This is a genomic window from Nocardia sp. NPDC056611 (genome assembly GCF_042792755.1).
In the GTDB taxonomy this organism is placed as follows: Bacteria; Actinomycetota; Actinomycetes; order Mycobacteriales; family Mycobacteriaceae; genus Nocardia.
Genome location: NZ_JBHTVV010000002.1, coordinates 251,039 through 273,504, shown reverse-complemented (window position 1 = coordinate 273,504; position 22,466 = coordinate 251,039). Strand labels below are relative to the sequence as shown.

General features: G+C 69.5%; 20 protein-coding genes. 9 read left to right on the top strand and 11 right to left on the bottom strand.

All coding sequences use genetic code 11. The features are described 5' to 3' along the window. Positions 1–103 precede the first annotated feature (103 nt). Positions 104–4,447: an ATP-dependent RNA helicase HrpA gene (gene hrpA / locus ACFRAQ_RS09685; RefSeq protein WP_379096698.1), complete on the top strand. Its 4,344-nt coding sequence runs from the start codon at positions 104–106 to the stop codon at positions 4,445–4,447. Positions 4,448–4,559: 112 nt separating this feature from the next. On the opposite strand, the gene nrdR is transcribed toward hrpA, so the two are convergent. The 3 genes from nrdR to ACFRAQ_RS09670 form a co-directional block, all read right to left on the bottom strand. Continuing rightward, the gene (gene nrdR, locus ACFRAQ_RS09680) at positions 4,560–5,036 is read right to left on the bottom strand and encodes a transcriptional regulator NrdR (protein ID WP_357282979.1); all 477 of its coding nucleotides are present in this window, start codon (positions 5,034–5,036) and stop codon (positions 4,560–4,562) included. A 105-nt stretch (positions 5,037–5,141) separates the two neighbouring features. Then, positions 5,142–6,365: a hypothetical protein gene (locus tag ACFRAQ_RS09675; protein ID WP_379096695.1), complete on the bottom strand. Its 1,224-nt coding sequence runs from the start codon at positions 6,363–6,365 to the stop codon at positions 5,142–5,144. Between the two features lie 178 nt (positions 6,366–6,543). Further along, positions 6,544–6,753, bottom strand: a complete 210-nt coding sequence (locus tag ACFRAQ_RS09670) for a hypothetical protein (protein WP_379096692.1) — start codon at positions 6,751–6,753, stop codon at positions 6,544–6,546. A 513-nt stretch (positions 6,754–7,266) separates the two neighbouring features. On the opposite strand from ACFRAQ_RS09670, the gene lexA reads away from it, so the two are divergent. After that, positions 7,267–7,959, top strand: coding sequence for a transcriptional repressor LexA (gene lexA, locus ACFRAQ_RS09665; RefSeq protein WP_379100175.1), 693 nt, complete (start codon positions 7,267–7,269; stop codon positions 7,957–7,959). Positions 7,960–8,027: 68 nt separating this feature from the next. Here the strand turns inward: lexA and ACFRAQ_RS09660 are convergent, their stop codons facing one another. The 5 genes from ACFRAQ_RS09660 to ACFRAQ_RS09640 all read right to left on the bottom strand — a co-directional run bounded on the left by ACFRAQ_RS09660 (position 8,028) and on the right by ACFRAQ_RS09640 (position 12,676). Beyond that, positions 8,028–8,492: a DUF2231 domain-containing protein gene (locus ACFRAQ_RS09660; protein ID WP_379096689.1), complete on the bottom strand. Its 465-nt coding sequence runs from the start codon at positions 8,490–8,492 to the stop codon at positions 8,028–8,030. A gap of 87 nt (positions 8,493–8,579) precedes the next feature. Then, a complete protein-coding gene (locus tag ACFRAQ_RS09655; protein ID WP_379096686.1) occupies positions 8,580–9,359 on the bottom strand; it encodes a hypothetical protein in 780 nt (259 codons plus the stop codon). A 162-nt stretch (positions 9,360–9,521) separates the two neighbouring features. Further along, on the bottom strand, positions 9,522–11,195 hold the full coding sequence (locus tag ACFRAQ_RS09650) for an alpha/beta hydrolase (RefSeq protein ID WP_379096683.1): 1,674 nt from the start codon (positions 11,193–11,195) through the stop codon (positions 9,522–9,524). An 80-nt stretch (positions 11,196–11,275) separates the two neighbouring features. Beyond that, positions 11,276–11,584 carry a hypothetical protein gene (locus tag ACFRAQ_RS09645; RefSeq protein WP_379096680.1) on the bottom strand — a complete coding sequence of 103 codons (309 nt, stop codon included), beginning with the start codon at positions 11,582–11,584 and terminating at the stop codon, positions 11,276–11,278. Positions 11,585–11,695: 111 nt separating this feature from the next. Continuing rightward, positions 11,696–12,676 carry an acyl-ACP desaturase gene (locus ACFRAQ_RS09640; protein ID WP_379096677.1) on the bottom strand — a complete coding sequence of 327 codons (981 nt, stop codon included), beginning with the start codon at positions 12,674–12,676 and terminating at the stop codon, positions 11,696–11,698. Between the two features lie 221 nt (positions 12,677–12,897). On the opposite strand from ACFRAQ_RS09640, the gene ACFRAQ_RS09635 reads away from it, so the two are divergent. Further along, positions 12,898–13,935, top strand: a complete 1,038-nt coding sequence (locus ACFRAQ_RS09635; protein ID WP_379096674.1) for a YbhN family protein — start codon at positions 12,898–12,900, stop codon at positions 13,933–13,935. 16 nt (positions 13,936–13,951) lie between these two features. On the opposite strand, the gene ACFRAQ_RS09630 is transcribed toward ACFRAQ_RS09635, so the two are convergent. Next, the gene (locus ACFRAQ_RS09630; RefSeq protein WP_379096671.1) at positions 13,952–14,206 is read right to left on the bottom strand and encodes a hypothetical protein; all 255 of its coding nucleotides are present in this window, start codon (positions 14,204–14,206) and stop codon (positions 13,952–13,954) included. Between the two features lie 173 nt (positions 14,207–14,379). On the opposite strand from ACFRAQ_RS09630, the gene ACFRAQ_RS09625 reads away from it, so the two are divergent. Continuing rightward, on the top strand, positions 14,380–14,655 hold the full coding sequence (locus tag ACFRAQ_RS09625) for a YggT family protein (protein ID WP_379096668.1): 276 nt from the start codon (positions 14,380–14,382) through the stop codon (positions 14,653–14,655). A gap of 43 nt (positions 14,656–14,698) precedes the next feature. Beyond that, complete coding sequence (locus ACFRAQ_RS09620; protein ID WP_379096665.1) at positions 14,699–15,211, top strand: DinB family protein; 513 nt, start codon at positions 14,699–14,701, stop codon at positions 15,209–15,211. 89 nt (positions 15,212–15,300) lie between these two features. On the opposite strand, the gene ACFRAQ_RS09615 is transcribed toward ACFRAQ_RS09620, so the two are convergent. Continuing rightward, positions 15,301–16,275, bottom strand: a complete 975-nt coding sequence (locus ACFRAQ_RS09615) for an oxidoreductase (protein WP_379096662.1) — start codon at positions 16,273–16,275, stop codon at positions 15,301–15,303. 248 nt (positions 16,276–16,523) lie between these two features. Here ACFRAQ_RS09615 and ACFRAQ_RS09610 point away from each other — a divergent pair, with 248 nt between their 5' ends. After that, positions 16,524–17,783: a KasA/KasB family beta-ketoacyl-ACP synthase gene (locus ACFRAQ_RS09610; protein WP_379096660.1), complete on the top strand. Its 1,260-nt coding sequence runs from the start codon at positions 16,524–16,526 to the stop codon at positions 17,781–17,783. Between the two features lie 387 nt (positions 17,784–18,170). On the opposite strand, the gene ACFRAQ_RS09605 is transcribed toward ACFRAQ_RS09610, so the two are convergent. Then, positions 18,171–18,947, bottom strand: coding sequence for a winged helix-turn-helix domain-containing protein (locus tag ACFRAQ_RS09605; RefSeq protein ID WP_379096657.1), 777 nt, complete (start codon positions 18,945–18,947; stop codon positions 18,171–18,173). Between the two features lie 142 nt (positions 18,948–19,089). Here ACFRAQ_RS09605 and ACFRAQ_RS09600 point away from each other — a divergent pair, with 142 nt between their 5' ends. From ACFRAQ_RS09600 to ACFRAQ_RS09590, 3 genes are all read left to right on the top strand, one after another. Then, positions 19,090–20,538, top strand: a complete 1,449-nt coding sequence (locus tag ACFRAQ_RS09600; RefSeq protein WP_379096656.1) for an ABC1 kinase family protein — start codon at positions 19,090–19,092, stop codon at positions 20,536–20,538. Positions 20,539–20,613: 75 nt separating this feature from the next. Next, entirely contained in the window at positions 20,614–21,180 is a 567-nt protein-coding gene (locus ACFRAQ_RS09595; RefSeq protein WP_379096653.1) for a DJ-1/PfpI family protein, read from the top strand. A gap of 80 nt (positions 21,181–21,260) precedes the next feature. Next, positions 21,261–22,406, top strand: coding sequence for a TDT family transporter (locus ACFRAQ_RS09590; RefSeq protein WP_379096650.1), 1,146 nt, complete (start codon positions 21,261–21,263; stop codon positions 22,404–22,406). Positions 22,407–22,466 lie beyond the last annotated feature (60 nt).

Here is a 22,466-nt window from a genome sequence, read left to right as displayed (position 1 = left end):
GGACGATACGCCGATGCGGCACACTTCCGGCAAGCGTGCGACCGGGCGATCCGAGACCGCGGCGACCGGCACGGACCGACTCTTCGCTATCGTTGACAGTGCAATGACCAGGACCGCCGCCACCTCTCGCGAGCTTCGTTCCCGCCTGGCCGATCTCTCGATCCGCGACGAACATCGCTTGCGTCGCCGGCTCGACAAGGCCCGCGGCGGCGATCTCACCTCCCTCGAAGCCGAATTCGACGCCGCCCAGCGCCGGGTGGAATCCCGCCGCGCCGCCATCCCGGCCATCGCCTACCCCGAGCAGCTACCGGTCTCCGCGCGCCGCGACGACATCGCCGCGGCCATCGCCGCACACCAGGTCGTGATCGTGGCCGGTGAGACAGGTTCGGGCAAGACCACGCAGCTGCCCAAGATCTGTCTGGAGCTCGGGCGCGGGATTCGCGGCACCATCGGCCACACCCAGCCGCGGCGGCTGGCCGCGCGCACGGTGGCCGAGCGCATCGCCGAGGAACTGAACACCGAACTGGGCGACGTGGTCGGTTACACGGTGCGGTTCACCGATCAGGCGTCCGATCGCACGCTGGTGAAGCTGATGACCGACGGCATCCTGCTCGCCGAGATCCAGCGCGACCGGCTGCTGCGCCGCTACGACACGATCATCATCGACGAGGCGCACGAGCGCAGCCTCAATATCGACTTCCTGCTCGGGTATCTCAAGCAGCTGCTGCCGCAGCGGCCGGATCTGAAGATCGTCATCACCTCGGCGACCATCGATCCCGAGTTGTTCGCGCGGCACTTCAGTGACGAGAACGGCACGCCCGCACCGATTGTCGAGGTCTCGGGGCGGTCCTATCCGGTGGAGGTCCGGTATCGGCCGCTGTCGCTGGAGGTTCCGGTCACCTCCGCGGATCCCGACGACGAGGACACCGCGATCGTCGACCGCGACCCCACCGACGCCATCGGCGACGCGGTGCGGGAACTGCAGGCCGAGGGCGACGGCGACATCCTGGTCTTCCTGTCCGGCGAACGCGAGATCCGCGACACCGCCGACTCGTTGCGTGATCTGCGCCTGCCGCGCACCGAGATCCTGCCGCTGTACGCGCGGCTCTCGGCGGCCGAGCAGCACCGGGTGTTCGAGGCGCACACCGGGCGGCGCGTGGTGCTGGCCACCAATGTGGCCGAGACCTCGCTGACGGTGCCGGGCATCCGCTACGTGATCGACCCTGGTACGGCGCGTATTTCGCGCTACTCCATGCGCACCAAGGTGCAGCGGCTGCCGATCGAGTCGATCTCGCAGGCCTCGGCGCGGCAGCGGTCGGGCCGCTGCGGCCGTGTCGCCGACGGTATCGCCATCCGCCTGTACTCCGAGGACGACTTCGAATCCCGGCCGCAGTTCACCGAACCGGAGATCCTGCGCACCAATCTGGCCGCCGTCATCCTGCAGATGACCGCGCTCGGACTCGGTGACATCGAGGGCTTCCCGTTCGTCGAACCGCCGGACGGCCGCGCCATCCGCGACGGCATCGCCCTGCTCGAGGAGCTCGGCGCGCTCGCCCGCGCCGAGGCCGACGCCTCCGCGCGGCGCGAGATCCCGGACGCCGGACTCGTCCTCACCCCCATCGGCCGCGAGATGGCGCAGATTCCCGTCGATCCGCGCATGGCGCGCATGCTGGTGGAGGCCAACCGCGGCGGCTGCCTGGCGGAGGTCCTCATCATCGTGGCGGCCCTGTCGATTCAGGACGTCCGCGAACGGCCCGTCGAGCACCAGCAGGCCGCCGACACCAAGCACGCCCGCTTCACCATCGAGGGCTCGGACTTCCTGTCCTCGCTGCGGCTGTGGGACTACCTGCGCGAACAGCGCAATGCCCTGTCCTCCAACCAGTTCCGCCGCATGTGCCGCGACGAGTTCCTGCACTACCTGCGCATCCGCGAATGGCAGGACCTGCACGGCCAGCTCCGCACCATCACCCGCGGCCTGGGCTGGAACACCGAGGGCTCCGACGCCCAATTCGACCGCACCGCAACCGGATCCGACGGCGGCGGCGAGTCCACCCGTGGTCGCCGCGGCCGCGGGGCCGGCGCAGCGGATGACGCGAGGCCGGTTGCGAACCCGGGCCGTACCCCGGAAGCCAAGCGCGGCAACGACTCCCGGCAGTCCGGGGGGACACAACGCGCCGATGGCGAGCGCGGTCGTGACGCTGGGCGCGGTGGGCGCGCGGGCGACAGGACCGTGGGCGATTCGCCTGCCGCCGGCAACACGGCTCGTGGCGCGCGGTCCGGGCGCGGCGGTGGCTCGGGCAGCGGCGCATCCGGCTCAGGCGGGCGCGGACTCTCGGAATCGCTCGCGGCCAAGGCCGGGTCGGCGGATGACTCGCTGCCGTGGGATGTGACGTCGATTCATCAGGCGCTGCTGGCGGGCATGCTGTCGCATATCGGGGTGCGGGAAGCGGAGAGCCGGGAGTTCCTCGGGGCGCGCAATGCCAAGTTCATGATCTTCCCCGGGTCGTCGCTGGCCAAGAAGCCGCCGCGGTGGGTGATGGCGGCCGAGCTGGTGGAAACCTCACGACTGTGGGGTCGGACGGCGGCGAGGATCGAACCGGAGTGGGCCGAGCGGCTGGCCGGTGATCTGGTGAAACGCACCTACTCCGAACCGCATTGGTCCGCCAAGCGAGGTGCGGCGGCCGCGTACGAGCGGGTCACCCTGTACGGGATTCCGCTGGTGACCCAGCGCCGGGTGGATTTCGGCCGCATCGATCCGGAGCTGTCGCGGGAACTGTTCATCCGGCATGCGCTGGTGCAGTGCGAGTGGCAGACCAAGCACGACTTCTTCGCGCGCAACCGCGAATTGCTCGAGGATGTCGCCGATCTGGAGCATCGGGCGCGGCGTCGCGACATCCTGGTCGACGACGAGGTGCTGTTCGAGTTCTACGACAAGCGCGTCCCCTCGGACATCGTCTCGGTACGGCACTTCGACAGCTGGTGGCGCAAGACCCAGCGCACCGATCCCAGCCTGCTCGACTTCACCGCCTCCACGGTGGTGAACGAGGACGCGGCCCTGCTGGATCCGACCGCCTACCCCGACAGCTGGCGTCAGGGCGAGCTGACCTTCCCGCTCACCTATCAGTTCGAGCCGGGCCAGGCCGACGACGGTGTCACCGTGCACATTCCGATCGCCCAGCTGGCGCACGTGCGCTCGGTCGGCTTCGACTGGCTGGTGCCGGGTATGCGCGAGGAGCTGGCCGCGGCGTTCATCAAGACGCTGCCCAAGCAGCTGCGCCGCACCGTGGTTCCGGCCCCGGACTTCGCCAAGGCCGCGCTGGACCGTCTCACCCCGCGCGCCGAACCGCTGCGCACCGGCCTGGCGCGGGAGCTGTCCCAGCTCGGCTCGGTGACCATCGCCGCCGCCATGCTGGACCCGGCGGGCCTGCCCGACCATCTGCGCATGACCTTCGCCGCCATCGACCCGTCGGGCACGATCGCGGCCCGCAGCAAGAGTCTGGCCGAGCTGAAAACCCGTCTCGCCGAACAGGTCTCGAAGTCGGTGGCGCGCGCCAACAATGCCGCGGAGCGGGCCCCGGCCGCCGTGTGGACCTCCGAATCCCTGGGCACCCTGCCGTCCGCGGTCAAGCGCCAGGTCGGCGGGCAGACCATCACCGGCTATCCGGCCCTGGTCGCCGAGTCCGACGGCGTGGCCGTGCGGGTGCTCAGCTCCCCCGCCGAGCAGGCCACCGCCATGCGCACCGGCACCCGCGCCCTGCTGCTGGGCGCGATCACCACCAGTACCCGCGCCGTCACCGCGGGCCTGCCGCCCACGGATCGGCTTGCGCTGAGCCAGAATCCGTACGGCACCCTCGACGCCCTGGTGGAGGACTGCCGAGCCTGCGCCGCCGACGAACTGATCGCCGCCAATGGCGGGCCGGTGCGCAGCCCCGAGCAGTTCCAGGCCCTGGTGGAGAAGGTCCGCCCGCGGTTCACCACCGCGGTGGCGAATATCGTCCGCTCGGTGGTTCCGGTGCTGGCCGAGGCGCATCGGGTGCGCGCCGCCCTCGCCGACTCCCGCGACCGCGACGCCACCGACGACGTCACCCATCAGCTCGACGATCTGATCTTCCGAGGCTTCATCTCCGAGTGGGGTAGCGCCCGATTGCGGGAACTGCCACGGTATCTGGAGGCCGCCCGGCTGCGGCTGGAGGCGCTGCCCGCGGCCGCCAATCGGGACCGTGCGGGCATGAGCGAACTCGATCGCGTGCACGCGGCCTACGACCGGCTGGTCGCCAACCTCCCGGAGGGCCGTCGCGGCGGACGCGACATCGTCGAGATCTGGTGGATGATCGAGGAACTCCGGGTCAGCCTGTTCGCCCAGCAGCTGGGCACCCCGTACCCGGTCTCGGCGAAGCGGATCGAGAAGGCGATCGACGCCGCGCGCCGCCCACCGCAGCAGCGCTGACGGATCCCGATCGGCAGCGCCGTCGGATACTGATCGGTCCGGCTCCGAATTGCTCGGGGCCGGACCGTGAATCAGTGGGACGCGGGGCGCAGCGCCCGGTGGGGACGCTCTGCTACTCCGCGGTCGCCCCGACCGCGTGCTCGTCGCGGTGCTTGCGAAGATCGGCGATCTCGCGCTCGAAATCCTCGGCGGAGCTGAAGGATCGGTACACCGAAGCGAAACGCAGATAGGCGACCTCGTCCAGGTCGCGCAGCGGTCCGAGGATGGCCAGGCCGACCTCGTGGCTGGGCACCTCCGGGGAACCCTTGGCCCGCACGGCATCCTCCACCTGCTGGGCGAGCAGGTTCAGGGCATCGGAGTCGACCTCGCGGCCCTGGCAGGCGCGGCTGACGCCGCGGATCACTTTCTCGCGGCTGAACGGCTCGGTGACACCGCTGCGCTTGACCACCGACAGGATGGCGGTTTCGACGGTGGTGAACCTGCGCCCACATTCCGGACAGGCACGTCGCCTCCTGATGGCGGTGCCTTCCTCGGCCTCACGCGAGTCGACCACCCTCGAATCGGGATGGCGGCAGTACGGGCAATGCATCCGGGATCCTTCGTCGATGCCTGGGTTCCACAGCAACCTCGAGCAATCTCGAGGATACCGTGGCGGACGCGGTCGGCGGCGTCCGCCCGGGTCGGCGTGCCCGAATCAGGCCGTCAACCGCCATTGCGAGGTCATGTCGGCCAGCAGGTCCGGCAGCCGCTGGACGAGCCGCCCCTGGACCAGTTTGGCGGAGAAGGGTTCGGCCAGAACCGGTCTCGCGACGGCCGGGTTCGCGCACAGTTCCAGATAGCGGGGCAGCAGGTCGTTGGTGATGTAGTTCCACCGCGTGTCGCGGTCGGCCCAGTTGAAGTCGGGCAGCGGGGCCCGGAGCGACATGGTTCCCGACGTCAGGGTGGTGGGCGCGAACACGCCGGGCGCCCGCACGCCGGGGACGGCGGCCTTCCCGGCGATGGTGCTGACGTAGGTCAGCACCCGCCCCATGGCCCCGCGACCGTGCGACGTGACATCCCACTGGTCGGCGATGATCTGGTTCTGTTCGCGGTCGGTCATGCGCAGCGCGGCGTCGGCCAGCCCTTCCGGCGTGCCACCGGCCAGTTCCCGCCAGGCCGTGATGGCGTTCTCGTCGAGCACCCCGGCCTGGTACATCTCCTCGACCCCGGCCGCGCCCGCGGCGGCGTACGCCTCGTGCATGGGCACCTGGTCGATGAAGATGTGCTTCTGCATGATCATCAGCCGGGTCTGGTACCAGGCCAGGTCGTCGGCGGTGAGCCGCTCTCCCTCGGTCCCCAGGGCGCGGATGTCGGAGGGCAGGACGTCCAGCAGCGGCCCGGGCGTGCCGCGCAACAGGTCGGCGACCGCGTCGCCGAGTTGATGGATGCCCGGCACGCTGACGATCGCGGACACGTCGCCCATGTCGAAGAAGCCCGAGGCGAAGGAGCCGCCGGCCAAGCCGGCCAGGCCGGTCCACCAGTATTCCGGGTGAGAGTTGTTCAGCCGCAGGTAATTCACGTACACCTGGGCGAAGGTGGCGGTATTGGCCGCGACGCCACGTCCGGGATCCCACCCGGCCAGGTCGATCTCGGCATTGCGGGTGGCGACCACCAGCCAGTATTGGTGCAGCAGTGTGGCGTAGCGCCGAGGCTGCACCCCCGCCGCACGCGCGGCGTCGAGCGCGCCGCGCAGGGTGTCGGGGTCCAGGGGCAGGGCGGGATTCAAGCCGCCGCCCGCCGCGCCGTCCCCGTTCACCGATGGCAGGTCCAGATATTCGGCATATCCGGTTTCGGCGTGCACCGCCGGTGCGGTCACCAACCCGATCATCAGGCAGGTGAGCACTCCGGCCACCCGGACCAACCCTCGAACTCTCGGCATTACGCCCCCTGTCGCTCGCGCGCCGCGATGCGGCCGCGCGGATGTAGCCTCTGTCACATTCAGGGGGACGGTAGCAACACGTTTCAGTTTTCAATCTGCAATTTCGGCCACGTCGTGGCCGAGGATCCCTATCCCGGAAACCGGCTACGACCGGGCAACCGGCCGAGCATCACCACTGCTATCGAACTGCGGGCTGCACCGTCTGCACCGTGGGCGGCGTGGTCTGCGCACCGAAGTCACCGGAGCGTAATTGCGCGAGGCCGATCAGTCCGGCCACGGCCAGAGCGCTCAGAAGCGCGGTGATCGCCAGCACGGCGAGGCCGGTCTGGGCGCGCTGCACCCGGTCCAGTGGATGCGTTCCGCGGGCGCGTCCCACGGCGTGTCGCACGACGACATGATCGGTTCGAACACCCGGGCGAGGCATAGGACGCACTCGCGCACGGCAGGGCCGGCGGTTCAGGGCGGGGTGTGCCGAGACCCCGGACGGAGTGACCGGGGACCGATCGGAACGCAGCCCCGAGGGGAGGCTGTCGAATCCCAAATCGCTTTCCAGAGTGTCGATCTCGCTGACCATGGCGCGCATCGAAGTAACCTCCAAGGTAGGGCGGGCCGCAGAGTGCTGGACAACTGACTCGATCATGTGTTCGATGAACTGATGTTCGAATTTCTACCACGGCGGCCCGACAATGTCACTGATTTCCGCGACATGCGTCGAACAGATGTTTGATCACACGCGTCACACGGTCTACAGTCGAGTCACGAGTTGCCCGGACGTACGACACGGCGCGTGCGGGAACGAATTCCGGTGAGCGACAGCAGTGAACGGAGGACGGCGGCGGTGAGCGAACACGGCGGCGTGGACGGTGAGAACGGACCCCTTGGTCCCGAAGGTAACGGCCCCCTGTCCGAATCGTCCGGCGTCGGCGCCGATCTGACCGTGCGTCAGCGCCGGGTCCTGGAGGTCATCCGCACCTCGGTGCACGACCGCGGCTACCCGCCCAGCATCCGCGAGATCGGCGATGCCGTCGGCCTCACCTCCACCTCCTCGGTGGCGCACCAACTCCGGGCGCTCGAGCGCAAGGGCTACCTGCGCCGCGATCCGAATCGGCCACGCGCCGTGGACGTCCGGGGCCTGGACGAGACGGCGGTGCGCGCCACCGCCGGGGTGTCGCAGCTCCGCGCGGTCAATGCCGAGGCGGAGTCCTCGGACGACCACCCGATCCCGACCTACGTCCCGGTGCTGGGCCGGATCGCCGCCGGTGGCCCGATCCTGGCCGAGCAGGCGGTGGAGGATGTCTTCCCGCTGCCGCGCGAACTGGTCGGCGAGGGTTCGCTGTTCCTGCTGAAGGTCGTCGGTCAGTCCATGATCGACGCGGCCATCTGCGACGGCGACTGGGTGGTCGTGCGCCAGCAGAACGTCGCCGACAACGGTGACATCGTGGCGGCCATGATCGACGGCGAGGCCACCGTGAAGACCTTCAAGCGCACCGGTTCCCAGGTGTGGCTGATGCCGCACAACCCCCTGTTCGAGCCGATTCCGGGCAATGACGCCCAGGTTCTCGGCAAGGTCGTCACGGTCATCCGCAAGATCTGACCGTGCCGCACTGTCGTGACTCGGTGGCCGCCCCGCAGACCGGCCGCCGGGTCACGACAGTCGCTTTCTCAGTGATTCACCACGCCGTTCCACACCGCGTGCGCGCCCGAATCCCCGGCCCGGAAGGTCTGCCAGGTGGCGGCCCCGCCCGCGGCCAGCGCGAGCACCGCGATCACCGCCACCAGCGCACGGCCCAGCGGCCGTTCCCGCCGGGACCGCAGCTGCGCGAAGGCGAGCAGAGCGGCCGGAACCAGTAGTGGCGCAACGAAGTACGGCATCTGCCGCCCGAGCCGGGCGTGTTCGTCGAGCAGCGGCGGCATTCCCAGCTGACGCTGGAACCACTCCCCCGCGTCGACCGTGATCGGGGTCAGCACGGTCACCAGCACGGCCAGCACGACCACGAGCCAGATCAGCCGGGCGCGGGCCGCGGGCCACACAGCGCACAGGATCAGCAGGCCCGCCGTCAGCGGGACCAGTATCACTACCGCGTGCACCAGCAGGACATGGGCGGGCAGCCCATTGATTGTCGACATATATCGGCTCTTTCGAACTCGGTGAATGCCCGGCGTAATCGGTACAACGTACGCCGGGCCCGACCGGTTCGATCGTGAGCCGCGCGGTCAGTCGGTTTCGGCCGGCTCCACGATGCGAGTCAGCAGCTGGGTGGGCGCTTCGTCGGCCGGGGCCTCCGACTTCGCGGCGACCGGTTCGGTGGCTCGCGGCGCGGCGGCTTCCGGCTCCGGGGTGGGCGCGACGGCCGGCTCGGGGGCCGGGATCACTTCGGTGACCTGGGGGATCGATAGATCCGGCACCGCGGCGGCGGCAGCCAGATCGGGCGTGCCGGCGAGAGCGGCGGCGGGGGTCAGATCGTGGACGGCCACCACCGCGGGGGCGTGGACGATCCGGCGGGTCGGCACTTCTTCGGCCGGGCCGGCGTCGACGGCGCCGGGCAGGCCCGCGCCCGCCACGAAGCCGAGCACCTCGTACTGCGTGCCGAGGGTCATGACGGCCGAGCTCTTGTCGTGCGCGATGTAACCCTGATTGGCACCCAGGACCCGGCGCAGGGATTCGAGCCAGCGGTGGTCGAGCACGCGGCAGTCGGCCCACGGGAAGTACTCGAGTCCGGTGCGGAGGTAGAAGCGGTCACCGATGCGGGCGCCGCGCAACAGCTCCAGCAGCCAGGCGTCGATGAGATTGGGCTGGGCATTGCGGTAGATGCGCGAGCGCGGCGGGATCGAGCCGTTCGCGAATTCGCCGAAGTAGTTCAGCAACTCGCCCGGAAACTCATCGGGTTTCCCAAATCCGACAACATCCAAACCAACAAGTTGCTCGGGAAGTTGGGCGGCGATCCTGCGCTCGTCATGCAGTTTGAACTTCCTATTGATGTTCTCAGTGCGCATTTGTCTCCGACTTCCCATTCCAACTTCACGAAACCCTAGCATGAACCCAACCGTTTCAAACTAGTTTGGTCGGCCGCCCACAGTAGTGGTACGGCATGGTCCGCAACGAATCCGCTACCCGCAGTTGCGGCTATCTCGGCGCAACGAACAGGCCGCTCGGCCTCATTGGCGATAGCGGCCCGCAATGACGTCGCCCTGGGTGCGAAGGCCCGGATTGCCCGGCTCCCAGTAGTTTCCGTGCGACAGCACATCGAATGGCAAGGCCCGCAACACGGGCAGGTCGAGAGTTGCCCCCGACGATGTGAAAACCGTTGCGCGGAATTCGCGATCGACCGGGTTAACACCGTGTACTAATTGACCGAACACGGGAACCGGGTCAGCGGGGTCGGCAGTGGCATAGACGTGCGCGCTGTTGTGGCCCGCCGGAATACCCATCAAACGCAATTCTGAAACATTGTCAACTTCTATCCCAGGACTTCCCACCAGTACCACGTCGTCGGCGGCCAGCGTGTTCGCTCCACTGGCGGCCGCCCCGATCACCGTGCTCCCGTAGCTGTGGCCGAGAACGGTCTGATGGCACGCGAGGCCCAGATGGCTTGCGCGCAGTCCGGATTCGAACCGATCCAGCGCGAGCGCCCCCGCGTGGGCTCGCCGATCCCCCAGCGCCCCGGCCAGATCCGGTGGTGCGTCGTAGCCGTACCACGCGATGACCGATGTCCGGGCCAGCGGATCGGACCGTTCGGCGGCGCCCAGCAGCGCTCGGACCCGTCGCACCCCGGCCCCGATCGCGGTGAGCGGTGAGCCGGTGCCCGGCACGAAGGTCGCCACATTCGCGGCGGTGTCCGGATTGTTCAGCGCGATCGCGCCGTGCCCGGCGGTGTCGACCGCGAGCAGAAGGCGGCCACGCGGCGCCGGACCGAGCTGCGCCTCCAGCGCCTCGTATCCCGCGACCCTGGTGAGCGACTCGGCTCGCGCCGCCTCCCATGCCCGCAGCCGCGTCCAATCCCCGCTGCTGGTAGGCAGATTCTCACCCTGATACCAGTCGGGGTGCCGGTCGACCAACTGTCGGTCCTCCGCCACCGCCGCCGCGCGCAGCTTCCGCACGACGAGCCGGTTGTAGTGGTCGCGGGCGAGCGCGGGCAGGCCGTCCCGATTCCCGATCAGCGGATCGGCCGCGAACAACTCGTCGCGCTCGGCGGGGCCGAGCGTCTTCCACAGCGCACCCAGCGCTTTCGGATCCTCCGGCAGCAGCGCGGCGCCCTCGAGGAACCCGCTGATCCGGGTACTCGGCCCACCACCGCTCGGATCCGCCCGCAATTGCGCCAACGTCATTGCGGCCGCGGCGAGCCGGGCGGCGACCCGCTCGTCGATCTCCCCGGCGGTGTCGAGCAGCGGCACCAGCCGCGCCTGCAAGGCCAGCGCCTTCGCGTCGAACCCGGCCTGGAAGATGAAGTCCAGCGCCAGGTCTCCGATCTGGGAGTGCGGGCCGGTGACCGTGCCGTCCTCGGCGATCCGGCATCCATTGTCGTGTGCCTCGTCGCGGATGTGGCCGACCAGCGCGCACACCCGATCGAGTGCGCCGGCCTCGGCGAGCGCGTCCGCGACCTCGATGAGCGCCGCGCCCAGATGGTTCGCCGCCAGCTGGGATTCCACGGCCCGCACTGCCGCCGCGGTCGCCGCCGCTCCCCGCCACCCGGCAACGGCGGTGTCGACCGCTCGCGCCACCCGTGTCTGCGCCGCGGAGAACTCCGAATCGGCTTCCACCACAGCGGTACTCGCGCGGTCGGCGGCCGTGGGATCCCACCCGCACACCTGGGACAGGCTCGCTCGCGCCACCGCCCCTCCCGCCCGTGACCGGATCGCCGACCGAACCTGCTTCCTGGCATCGCGTGCCGGTCGAGGCTGGACGCCGCCGGTCAGGAGGTGGCGTGCAGGTACCCGTCCAGCTCGGCGGATAGCGCCAGCTGCGTGGCCTCGTAGGTGGTGGCTCCGTGATCGGCCGCGGCAGCGAAGGATCGGAGCCGATCCGCCAGGTGCCCGAGCGAGGCGAGCAGCGGCTCGCCGACGGTGACCGCGGCCGCGCCGATAGCCGAATTGGGCATGGCCTGCCCGACTTTCGCGATCAGATCCACCGGGTCGATATTCGTGACGGCGTCGGCCTCACCCCTGAGGCCCGCCGCCATGATGCGCAGCGCCGTGATGTCGGCGCGCAGCATGTCCGCCATGGTTCCCCCTGTCGTCGTGCACCACACCCTAGCGGCGGTCGGCCGGGTGGGCTCGGTGAGAACGGCGCGGTGTGGACAACGCGGTGGCTGTTCACATTTCGGCGCCGGGGTTCACTCCTCGCGGCGGGCGGCTTCGCGCGCCAGGGCGCGGTCGCGCTGTTCCTCGAAGCGCAGGACGTCGTTTCCGAGGCGCTCCACGTAGGCGGCCAGGTCGTCGCGGATCCGCTCGCCGCGGCCGGAGTAGTCGGTGCGATCGAAGATGTTCCAGCGGCGCAGCACCGGCATGACCACCTCGTCGAGGTGCTGGCGCAGGTCGTAGATCCCGTACTTGGCGATGAGGACGCTGTTGCGCCGGAACTCGGGCATGCCGGCGCCGGGCATCCGGAAGTTCTGGACGACCGCCGCGACGGCCGCCAGCGCGTCGTCGGGAACCAGGTCCAGGGCGGCCGCGCAGATATTGCGGTAGAAGACCATGTGCAGGTTCTCGTCGGCCGCGATGCGCGTGAGCATGCGGTCGGCGCGGGGTTCGTGGCAGGCCTTGCCGGTATTGCGGTGCGAGACGCGGGTGGCCAGCTCCTGGAATGTCACGTACGCGACGCCGTGCAGGATGGTGTTGTCGCCGGTCCCGGTGGGGTCGTCGATGCCTTGGGAGAGGCAGATCATGCGCGCGTTTTCCAGCGCGACCGGATCGACGGCGCGCGTCACGATCAGATAGTCGCGGATCACGATGCCGTGGCGATTCTCTTCGGCGGTCCAGCGGTCGACCCAGGCGCCCCACGCGCGGTCGCGGGAGAAGGCGTGGGAGATCAGCCGATGATAGGAGGGCAGATTGTCCTCGGTGAGCAGGTTGGTGACCATGGCTGCGCGCGCGACCGGACTGAGCCGAGATTGATCTTGTTCCCAATCGATTCCGCCCATGGCGGCGAAATTGCGGCCTTCGTCCCACGGGACGTAATCGTGCGGGTGCCATTCCTTGGCCAACCCCAGATGCCGGTTCAGATTCGCTTCCGCCACGGGTTCGAGTTCCGCCAGCAACTCCACCGGAGTCATCGAGCCGGTCCCGCGGGTCTCGGTGATCATGGATTTCGTCATGTCGTGTCCCTGTATTACGACTTGTCTCCCCATCCGTTCGTGAGCCTACTCGGGTATACGGCGTATCACCGGGGCGCGTTCACAAGACGACCGTTCCGTTGCCGATGGCGCACAGGACTATTCGGACAACCCTGGTCACGGCCCTCCGATCGCGTTAATGTTGACCCCCGCGTATGCGATTCACCGGGGAAATTTCGTCTGCGATACCTGAGGAGAGGCGGATGGCGGCCGTTCCCGCAACAGCGAGGAAGGCCCTGCCCACCGTCGTGTGCACCCTGCTGGTGTCGGCCGCGGCCGTCTGGCAGCGGGACGCGGTCCTGACGGGAGTGCACGCCCTCGCCGGAGCGGACCCGCGCTGGCTGCTGGTCGCCGCGCTGGCCACCCTCGCCCTGTGGCCCACCTCGGTTTTCATGTTGCGCGGCTCCATACCCGCGCGGCCGACCACCGGGCAGTTGTTCGCCCTGCAGCTCGCGGTGCCCGCTATCGGGCTGGTGCCCGCGGCCTCACTGTTGCTGCGCCTGCGATTCCTGCGCCGGACCGGGCTCAGCCGTACCGGGGCGATGGCGTCCATGGGATTGATGGGGTTCGCCGCGCTCATGGTCCGGGTGCCGCTGGTGGTGGTCGCGGTGCTGGCCGCGCCGAGTTTGATGAGTCGCCATGGCGCACAGCCCCCGTGGCACGACCTCGGTGCGCGAACGTCGGGTACGTGGCATCACTTCGTGGGCGAGAACCCCTGGCGCACAGCGCTGATCATGGTCGCGATGCTGATCGCGGCAGGCGTCGTGGCGGCCGTGGCGGGTCTGGTCCTGCATCGGCGGGTGACCGCGCAGGGCGGTTGGCGACGGCTGCCCGAACGGCTGCGGCATGCCCGCTCCGATGCCGAGTTCGCGTGGAAGTCCGTGGCCACCACCGCTTTCCGGCCGCGGCGGGCGGCGGCGTTGTGGATCTGCGCGCTGTTGCAGCCGCTGCTCATGGTGGTGGCGTTGTGGGCGGTGTTGCACGCGGTCGGGGCGGATCTCAGCCTGCCGGACACCTTCGTGGTGGAACTGGTGACCGTGGCGCTGGCTCCGCTGGCACCGTCCCCCAACGGCGTGGCCACCAAGGAGATCACCATCGCGGCGGGCCTCACCGCGGTCGCGGGCCTGACCGCCGGGGTGGCGGTGGGCGCGGCCCTGGGGTTCCGGCTCCTCACCTTCTGGTGCCAGATCCCGCTGGGCCTCGCCTCCTTCACCTATCTGAACCACCGTCGCGCCATCTGACGCGACGGGTCCGGGCTCAGTTGTTGGGCTTGCAGTCGATGGTCGCGTACTTGGCGATGCCGCCCCATTTGGTCTGCGCGACGCCCGCGGCCTGATGCTTGCCACGCTTGGCGTCGACGGTCAGGGTGGGCAGGGTCTGGCCGTCCCAGGTCTGGGCGTTGCAGGTCCAGGTCGGCGCGGCGGCCTGGGCGGTCGCGGCGTCGACGGCGGCGACGACCGGGGTCAGCGAGAGGACGGCCACCGGCAGGCCGACCAGATACTTCATGCGCACGTGGACTCCTTGTGCGGTCGCGGGCGAGCTGAGCGAACAGCAGCCCAGATTCTCGCACGGCTCCGGCGAGCCCGCCCGCGAACCGGACGGTCATGGTCGACGATGGGGGCACTTTCGACCGACGCCGGGCGTTGATCGACGTAAGGCCGGCCACGAAGAAGGAGTCCGCCGCCATGTCATTCCTGGGTTCACTGATCGGGCTCGCCCTGACGCTGTTCATGCTGCTGCTGATCGCCCGCCTGATCATCGACTGGATCGGCGTCCTCGGCGACACCCCGCCCGCGCTGCGCAAGGCCCGTGATGTCGTGCACCGCCTGACCGAGCCGGTGATCGCCCCGGTCCGCCGGATCCTCAAGCCGATTCGCCTCGGCGGCGTCCAGATCGACCTGGCCTTCACCGTCGTCTTCATCGCCGTGCTGGTGCTGCGCGCGATCGCTTTCAGTCTGTAGCAAGCCCGGAACATCCTCCGTCCCTCGACGATCGGATCGAACCATGACAAGCGCTGACCTGCTGGTGGACGCCTTCGGCCGGATCAAGGAGAACGTCCACGGCACCGTCGCCGACCTCACCCAGGCCGAGCTCGGCATCCAGCCCGACGGCGACGCCAACTCCATCGCCTGGCTGATCTGGCACCTCACCCGGGTCCAGGACGACCACATCGCCGACGTCGCCGGCACCGAGCAACTCTGGACCGCCGGCGGCTGGTCCACCCGCTTCAACCTCCCCTTCGACGCCACCGCCACCGGCTACGCCCACAACCCCACCGACGTCGCCGCCCTCGCCGACGTCCCCGCCGACCTCCTCCTCGCCTACTACGACGCCGTCCACGCCGCCACCATCACCTACGTCTCCACTCTCACCGACGCCGATCTCCCCCGCATCGTCGATACCCGCTGGGATCCCCCGGTCACCCTCGGCGTCCGCCTCGTCAGCGTCATCGACGACGACATCCAGCACGCGGGCCAAGCCGCCTACATCCGGGGAATGCTCCTGCGCCGCCGGTGAGCGTTACCAATGCAGTTCTGCGGCATATTGTTTCGCGACGACGCGGACTCAGTAGTGGATGGGGCCGTGGGCTGGGGAGCGCGTGACGATCAGGACCAGGCGTAGGTGACGCCGGTCAGCTTCTCACTCAGCTCCCAGAGCCGCCGCGCCTGGAAACGGCTGTAGGCCAGCGGATTCCGCAGCGTCCGGCGCGGATATCCGAACGCTTCGAACGCGGGCCCGCAGTAGGAGTTTCCGGCCAGCCCCGGCGTGGTGGCGGCATAGAGCTGCGGCAGCGCGCCCTTGGCGTCGGATTGGGCCAGCGAGAACAGCATTCGCTGCTGCATCGCCGCGATGACCGCCGCCACACCCCTTTCCGGCGCGGACGTGTAGAGATTGGTCGCCGACAGACCCGGATGCGCCGCCACCGCGGTCAGATGCACCCCCGCCGCCCCGGCCCGGCGGTGCAGTTCCGCGGTGAACAGGAGATTGGCGAGTTTCGATTGGCTGTAGGCGGGCCAGCGCACGTACACCCGCCGCCAGTTCGGATCCAGCCAGTTGATCATCCCGCCCCACGCCGCGATGGACGACACGGTCACCACCCGCGGTTCGGGGGCGCGCAGCAGCAGCGGCAGCAATGATCCGGTCAGCGCGTAGTGGCCCAGGTGATTGGTGCCGAACTGGGCGTCGAACCCGTCGGCGGTGCGCTGATCCCGCGGCAGGGCCATCACTCCGGCGTTGTTGACCAGGATGTCGATCGGCGTACCGCGGACATCGAGGTGGTCGGCGGCGCGGCGGATGGAGGCCAGGTCGGCCAGATCCAGTGGCAGCACTTCGGGTTTCGGTCCGGTGGCGGCGGCCCCGACCTGCTCCAGGGCGGCCGCGGCCTTGATCTCGTTGCGGCAGGCCAGCAGGACGTGCGCGCCCTTGGCGGCCAGGGCCTCGGCGGTGCGCAGGCCGAGTCCGCTGTTGGCGCCGGTGATCACGGCGGTGCGGCCGGTCTGATCGGGGATGTCGTGGATGGTCCAGCGGCGGGCGATCACGGGCGGGCTGGTCACGGTGGGCCGGTGCGGGGCCTCGGTCATGCGATCGGTCTCCTTGCAGCGAATCTCCGTCTGAGACAATGTACCCGGAGCTGCCGAACCGCGACAGTCGAGCAGGCGGCCGAAGAACCCGCCCGAATCCGGTCGGTCGCATTTCCACCGGAGGCCGCGCAGGTTACCAACCATTTCTGAGTGTCGGTGCCGCACTTCGGCGATTCTCGGGTTAACCTCGCAGGCGCTCGCGAATTCTCTGCAGGACTTGCCAATTGGCCGAAAAGGACACGCGAAAAGTGAATAGCCTCGCAGAATTCTCCACCCGGAATGGCGGATTCCAAAATGTCGTGGTCACCGCCGTGGAGATGACGACCTCGATCGCCCCCGACACCGAGGGCACCTGGCAGGGACTTTTGTCCGGAGCCAGTGGCATCAGCACCCTCGACGACCCGGAAATCACCAAGCTGAACCTGCCGGTAACCATCGGTGGCAAACTCGCGGCTGATCCGACCGACGAACTCGATCGGGTCAAGAAGCGCCGCATGTGTTACGTGCAGCAAATGTCGTACGTGATGGGAAAACGCCTGTGGAACACGGCGGGCAACCCCGACGTCGACAAGGACCGCCTGGGCGTGTGCATCGGCACCGGGCTCGGCGGCGCGGACACCATCGTGGACGCCAATGACGCCATGCGCGACCACGGCTACCGCAAGGTCTCGCCGTTCGCGGTGCCGATGTCCATGCCCAATGGCGTCTCCGGCGTGGTCGGCCTGGAGATCGGGGCGCGCGCGAGCCTGGTCACCCCGGTCTCGGCGTGCGCGTCCGGCAACGAGGCGCTGGTGCACGCCTGGCGTTCGATCGTGCTCGGCGAGGCCGACATGGTGGTGGCGGGCGGCGTCGAGGGCTACATCAATCCGGTGGCCATCGCCGGATTCTCGATGGCGCGCGCCCTGAGCACCCGGCTCGACGAGCCCGAGCGGGCTTCCCGCCCCTTCGATCGGGACCGTGACGGTTTCGTGTTCGGCGAGGCGGCCGCGCTGCTGCTGGTCGAATCCGAGGACCACGCGCGGGCGCGCGGCGCGAAGCCGTTGGCGCGCTTGCTGGGCGCCGGTCTCACCGCCGACGGCTATCACATGGTCGCCCCGGATCCCGAGGGCGCGGGCTGCGCGCGGGCCATGCGCCGGGCCATCGAATCCGCGGGCGTGCGGCCCGAGGAAGTGGATCACGTGAACGCGCACGCCACCGGAACCAGCATCGGGGATCTGGCCGAGGCCAAGGGGATCACCGCCGCGGTGGGCACGCATCCGTCGGTGTACGCGCCCAAGTCGGCGCTGGGGCATTCGGTGGGCGCGGTCGGCGCGCTGGAGGCGATCATCTCGGTGCTCACGCTGCGTGATCAGGTGATTCCGCCGACGCTGAACCTGGAGAATCAGGATCCGGACGTGGAGCTGGATGTGGTGCACACGCAGCCGCGCAAGACCGGAGTGGAGTTCGCACTGAACAATTCGTTCGGATTCGGCGGGCACAATGCGGCGGTGTTGTTCGGTCGTTACTGACCGGTACAGTCGGGCGCCGCGGGCGCCCGGCGGACCGTAGGTCAGCGGGTCGTGCGTTTCGTATTCGGCCACCCCGGTTTCCCCGGCGTGGCCGGGGAAATGGCAGTGTTTATGCCGGAACCCGGGGGACACCAAACATCTTGGGAGCCGCCGGAATACGATAGCCGCGCACGACCCGTTACCTACGAGGGAGATGAACGCATGGCCGACCAACCGCCCGCCGAACCACCCACCCAGAGCGCCCGGGTGATCCTCGCGGTGCTGGCGCTAGCCATTATCAGCGCGCTCGTGGCGGCGGCCATGCTCGCCGGAGGCTGATCGTCTGAGACATCTGCCCGAATTGCCCGAGATATCGGCCCGTTTCGTGGGTCCCGTGCAGCGCGACGCCTAAGCCGTCGCGCTGTGCGGACGGGTCCCCGAATCCGGGTCCAGGCCCGCCAATTCGTCGAAGCGGGCCCGCACCTTTTCGTGGTACATCGCGAACAGGTCCTCGAACAGCGCCAATTGCGCCGGTGAGGGCCCACCCTCGGCTTCCCAGACCGCGAGCAGGGCGCGCCACACCAGGACGTGCAGATCGGCGGAGACCGCGAAGTACGCTTCGACCGCTTCGGGTACCTCGAACAGCATCTCCCCCACCGAGTTCAGCACCGCGCGCTGCATGGTGTGGCCCAGGTCGGTGAGAATCGCGCGCACCAGACCGAGCTCGATGCCGAGCAGGCGGGTGTGGTCGGGTTCCGCGCCGCGGGCCTCGGTTTCGAGCGCGTCGACCCGGGCGGTCAGTTCCCCGGGTGCGATGCCGCGCTCCGCGGCGGTGTAGTCGAGCAGGGCGTCGAGCACGATGGCGCGTTCGGCGGCCACGATATTGCCGAACATCTCCGAGGCGACCTCGGGCGCGTGCAGGCTGAGCCGGAACAGCCGCCGGTACACGTCCACCCCACCGGCGCGGCGCACGTCACGCACGCTGAACCCGCGGCCGCGGTGGGCGTCGACGAAACCATAGGACTCCAACCGGCCCAGCACCAATTGCGCCGTGGCCCGGTTCATCTCGAATTCCTCGGCGACCTGGCGCACCGACGGCATCAGGTCACCGGGTGCGTATTCCCCGGTCGCGACGCGGCGAGCGAGCTCGTCGGCGACATCGGCCACGACCGTCTGGGCACCCATCCCGTCACCTTTCGACAACTTTCGGATACGTCCCAGACAGTTTAGGCTCTGGTGTGCCAAACTGCACGTGCATGGGCTATTCCGCAGACCCTGACGCTGCCGTGCACCCGATGGCCCTGCCGCGCACACAATGGGGTGAGCAATGTCGATTCGGCGAATCCGGGAACGGACAGCGGGTGACCCCGGCGGCCCGCCGATCCGCGCTGCCGTCCGCAATGCCCGGATCGCCAGTCTCCCGGTCGCATTCGCGGGCCGCCAGGCCGCCGGCGTCGGCAAACGCGCCCTGGGCCGCTCGGCCGCCGAGGTGGATTCCGAGATCCGGCTGCGCACCGCCCAGCACATCTTCGAAGTGCTGGGCGAATTGAAGGGCTGCGCAACCAAACTCGGCCAGCTGCTCTCGCTCTACGAGCTGGCCCTGCCCGCCGAGATCGCCTCGCCCTACCGGACCGCGCTGACCCAGCTGCAGGAATCGGTGCCCACCATGCTGCCGGCCACCGTGCACGAGGCGATGATCGCGGGCCTGGGCGCTCAGTGGCGTTCGCGGTTCACCGAATTCGACGACCGCCGGGCGGCGGCCGCCTCGATCGGACAGGTGCATCGCGCGGTGTGGAACGACGGCCGCCCGGTGGCGGTGAAGGTCATGTATCCGGGCGCGCACGCGGCGGTGCTCGCCGATCTCGAACAGCTGCGCCGACTCTCGGTGCTGGCGACGGTGTTCGCGCCCGGGGCGGACGTGCCCGCGGTGACCGAGGCGATCTGCACCTGCGTCGCCGACGAACTCGACTACGTCGCCGAGGCCGAACATCAGCGCCGGTTCGCACTGGCCTACGCGGGCGACCCGGACTTCGCCATCCCGGACGTGATCGTCCAGCAGGGCGATGTGATCGTCACCGAATGGCTCACCGGCACACCGGTTTCGCGGATCATCGAGTCGGGCACGCCCGCCGAGCGCAGCCGGGTCGGCCTGCTGATCATCCGTTTCCTGCTGTCGGCGTGGACCCGCACCGGCCTGCTGTACTGCGATCCCCACCCGGGCAATTTCCGGATCCTCCCGGACGGGCGGCTGGGCGTGGTGGATTTCGGGGCCTGCACGCCCTGGCCGCCCCCGGGGTTCGAGGAGCTGGTCGGCGAGGTGATGGACGCGGCGTTCAACGGCGGCATCCCGGAACTGGACGCGGCGGTCCGCCGCCACGGCTTCGTCCGCCCCGGCCGCGACTACGACGTGGCCGCGCTCGCCGAGGGGTTGGACGCCGTCGGCGAGCCGCTCACCGTGCCCACGTTCCGCCTCACCACCGCCTGGCTGCGCGGCCACGTCCGCTCGGTTCTGGCGCCCCGGCTCTCGAACGTCCACCGCCAACTGGACATGCCCGCCTACTTCACCCCCTTCGCGCGCTGTTTCCTCACCGCCCTGGGCGTGGTCTGCCAGCTGGAGACCGAGGGCCCGATCCGCGCCGAATTCGCCCGCTGGTCCCCGGAATTGGCCGCGGTGTTCGACCGCTACGACACCCTCCACGCCGCGCCTGCCGACCTGGCGGTGGTGCGCCACCTGCGGCCGGTGCCGAACGATCGGCGCGCCTGGATCGTCGGCTGAACCGAGAACCCTCCGCTGAACCGAAAACCCGCAGTCGCGCAGCCGATCCCGATACCATCGACTGGGAGGTGCGCCATGACGAAGGTGCTCTTGATCACCGGCGATGCCGCCGAAGACCTCGAAGTCATGTACCCGTACCAGCGCCTGCTGGAGGAGGGGTACGAGGTCGACATCGCGGCTCCCGCACGCAAACAACTCCAGTTCGTGGTCCACGATTTCACCGCGGGCTTCGACACCTACACCGAGAAGCTCGGCCGCACCTGGCCCGCCGATCTGGCGTTCGGCGAGGTCGATCCGGCCGAGTACGCCGCCCTGGTGGTGCCCGGCGGCCGCGCGCCCGAGTATCTACGCGGCGACCCGGACTGCCGCCGCATCGTCCAGCACTTCGCCCAGGCCGACAAGCCGATCGCCGCCCTGTGCCACGGCCCGCTCATCCTCGCCGCGGCCGGGGTGCTGCGCGATCGCTCGTCGAGCGCCTACCCGGCCCTGGAACCGGATATCGCCGCCGCGGGCGCCCGCTGGGTCGACAGCCCGGATCACGTCGACGGCAATCTGGTCACCGGCCGCGCCTGGCCCGACCATCCGCAGTGGATGCGCGCGTTCCTGGAGGTCCTGCGCAAGGCGGCCCCATCGGTTCACTGAACCAGGGCATAGACCGAGTCTATGCATCCATCGGAATGTGCCTGCTACCGGCGGAAGTGCGGTCGGGCCAAGGTGGAGGCATGACCACCGTGACCTTCCGCCGAACCGTTCCCGCCGCGACCGCCGCCCGCGTGGATACGACGACCTCGGAACGTTCGGGCGGCCGGGAGCCGCTGCGGTACCTGGCGCCGAACTGGTTCGCCGTGGTGATGGGGACCGGGATCATCGGGAACGCGGCGGCGACCCTGCCGATGCGGTTCCCCGGATTGCGGGGCGCCGCGACTCTCGCGTGGGCGCTGGCCGCGCTGATCCTGATCGTCCTGGCCGGGGCGTGGGTGCTGCACTGGCGGCGCTATCCCGAGGAGGCCCGCGGGCACGGGATGCATCCGGTGATGATGCAGTTCTACGGCGCCGCGCCCATGGCGTTGATGACCGTCGGCGCGGGCACTCTGATGCTGGGCAAGGACGTCATCGGGTTGTCCGCCGCCGTGACCGTCGACTGGGTGTTGTGGTCGGCGGGAACGGTTCTCGGATTGCTGACCGCGGCGAGCATCCCCTTTCGGATGATCACCCGGCACCACTTCGATCCCGATTCGGCGTTCGGCGGCTGGCTCATGCCGGTGGTGCCGCCCATGGTGTCGGCGGCGCTGGGCGCGTTGCTGGTGCCGCACACTCCCGCCGGGCAGGCCCGGCTGACCATGTTCGTGGCGTGCCTGGCCATGTTCGGCCTGAGCCTGATCGCCTCGCTGGTCACCATCACCCTGATCTGGTCGCGGCTGCTGCATCACGGGCTGCCGCCCGCGGGGATGGTCGCGACCGTGTGGCTGGTGCTGGGCCCGCTGGGCCAGTCGGTGACCGCCGCGAGTGCGCTGGCCGGTGTCGCCCCCGGCGCGGTGGATGAGCGCACCGCCGCCGGCATGGATGTCTTCACCGTGCTGTTCGGTGTTCCCGCCTGGGGATTCGCCATGCTGTGGCTGGCCCTGGCGGTCGCGGTCACCTGGCACGCCCGCACCTCGATGCCGTTCAACCTGACCTGGTGGGGCTTCACCTTCCCGCTCGGCTGCTGTGTCACCGGCAGCACCGCCCTCTACGGCCACACCGGCGCGGATCTGTTCGCGGTCACCGCCGTGGCCCTCTACGCGCTGCTGGTCGCCGCCTGGCTGGTCGTGGCCGCGAAGACCGTCCGCGGGCTGGTGCTGGGCGAGCTGCTGCGGCCCGCCCGCTAGGGCACGGTCCGGGACCGATCGTGGCCGATGCGATCGAAACGGCCGCGCTGTAACCCCGCC